The 2,228-nt window shown below is 74.9% G+C and carries 2 protein-coding genes; both read left to right on the top strand.

Annotation, left to right across the window (positions count from 1 at the left end; all coding sequences use genetic code 11):
* A partial coding sequence (locus tag AB0H81_RS44645; protein ID WP_358388567.1) for an acyl carrier protein occupies positions 1-633 on the top strand: 633 nt, incomplete at its 5' end.
* Positions 634-667: 34 nt separating this feature from the next.
* Positions 668-2,228 (top strand): beta-ketoacyl synthase N-terminal-like domain-containing protein (locus tag AB0H81_RS44650; RefSeq protein ID WP_358388569.1); only part of this gene is annotated, 1,561 nt, incomplete at its 3' end.

A 2,228-nucleotide genomic window follows, 5' to 3' on the forward strand; every position in this document is an offset into this window, starting at 1 on the left:
CGCTGGGACGCCGCCGGGCTCCGGGCGCGGGCCGAGGCCGGGGAGCTGCCGTCCATGCTGCGCGGCCTCGTACGGGCCCCGCGCCGTACCGCCGGGAACGCCGCGGCCGCGACCGGAGGACCCGCGGCGCTCGCCCAGCGCCTCGCGGCCCTGCCCCGCACCGACGCGCAGCGGCTGCTCACCGACACCGTGCGCGCCCACGTCGCGGCCGTCCTCGCCCACGGCAGCGCCGACCAGATCGAGGTGGACCGGGCGTTCAACCAGCTCGGCTTCGACTCGCTGACGGCCGTCGAGCTGCGCAACCGGCTCAACGCCGACACCGGCCTGCGGCTGCCGCCGACCCTCGTCTTCGACCACCCGACCGTCAACACGCTCGCCGACCACCTCTTCCGCACCCTCGCACCCCCGTCGCCGTCCCCCGAGGACACGCTGCGCACCGCCCTGGACCGGGTCGAGGACATGATCGCCGCCGCGAACGGCGAGGGCGAGGCCCTGCGCGACCGGTTCGTGTCGCTCCTGCAGGCCACCCTCGACCGGCTCGGCGCCGGGCCCGACGGCGCCGGCGACGTCATCGAAAAGATCGACTCGGCTTCGGACGAGGAGATCTTCGCCCTCATCGACAACGAACTGTGACCCCGTGACGCCCACCACCGGAAAGGCTCGCCCGATGGGGACCGAGGACAAGCTCCGCGCCTACCTCAAGCGCGCCACCGTCGAACTCGCCCAGGCCCGCCACCGCCTCACCGAGGCCGAGGAGCGCCGCCACGAACCCATCGCGGTCATCGGCATGGCCTGCCGCTACCCCGGCGGCGACACGGTGGAGGACTTCTGGCGCCTGCTGCGCGACAGCAGGAACGTCGTCCGCGAGGTGCCGGCCGCCCGCTGGGACGTCGACGCCTACTACGACCCCGACCCGCGGACGCCGGGCGCCATGTACACCAGGTACGGGACGTTCCTGGACGACGTCACCGGCTGGGACGCCGAGTTCTTCGGCCTGTCGCCGCGCGAGGCGCTGCGCATGGACCCCCACCAGCGGCTGCTGCTGGAGCTGGCCTGGGAGGGGCTGGAGAACTCCGGCATCTCACCCGCCCGGCTCGCGGGCAGCCGCACCGGCGTGATGGTCGGCTACATGGACACCCTCCAGTACGGCCGGCTGCAGATGGAGCGGCAGGGCGCCGACGCCGTCTCCGACCCGTACCTGGGCCAGGGCGCGGTGTCGAGCGTGGCGGCCGGGCGGATCGCCTACCAGCTCGACCTGATCGGCCCCACGATGACGATCGACACGGCCTGCTCCTCGTCGCTCATCGCGGTCCACCTGGCCATGGAGAGCCTGCGCCGGGGCGAGTGCGACCTCGCCATCGCGGCGGGCGCGTCGCTGACCCTGCACCCCACCACGTACGTCCAGGCGTGCGCCGGGCTGATGATGAGCGCCGACGGCCGGTGCAAGACGTTCGACGAGCGGGCCGACGGCTACGTCATGGGCGAGGGCGGCGGCCTGGTCGTGCTGGAGCCGCTGTCCAAGGCCGTCGCCAACGGCCGCCGCGTCCGCGCCGTCCTGCGCGGCTCGGCGGTCAACCAGGACGGCCGCAGCAACGGGCTCACCGCGCCCAGCCGCAGGGCGCAGGCCGACGTCATCACCCGGGCGCTCGCGGCGGCCCGGATCGGCCCCGACGACATCGACTACGTCGAGGCGCACGGCTCCGGCACCCACCTGGGCGACGCCATCGAGCTGTCCGCGCTGCACGACGTCTTCGGCGGTCGCGGTCCCGGCCGGCCGCTGCGGGTCGGCGCCGTCAAGACCAACATCGGCCACACCCAGGCCGCCGCGGGCATCGCCGGGCTCATCAAGACGACCCTCGTCCTGGAGAACGGGCTCATCCCGCCCAACCTGCACATGACCGCCCCGGCGACGGCCATCCCGGAGGACGGCAGCGTCCAGCCGGTCACCGGGCCCGTGCCGCTGCCCGGCCAGGACCGGCCCCGGCTCATGGGGGTCAGCTCCTTCGGCCTGTCGGGCACGAACGCCCACGTCATCGTCGAGGCCGCCCCGGACACCACCCGGCCTCCCGAGACCGCGCTTCCGGCCCCGGACATCGCCTCCGGTCAGGCCGGGCACGCGGAGGCCGCCACCGCCGGCCGGCCGTCCGCGTACGTGCTGCCCGTGTCGGCGGCCACCCGGGAGGCGCTGGGCGAGCAGGCCGGCCGGCTCGCGGACTGGCTCGGCGAGC

The sequence above is a fragment of the Nonomuraea sp. NPDC050691 genome (assembly GCF_040654455.1).
In the GTDB taxonomy this organism is placed as follows: domain Bacteria; phylum Actinomycetota; class Actinomycetes; order Streptosporangiales; family Streptosporangiaceae; genus Nonomuraea.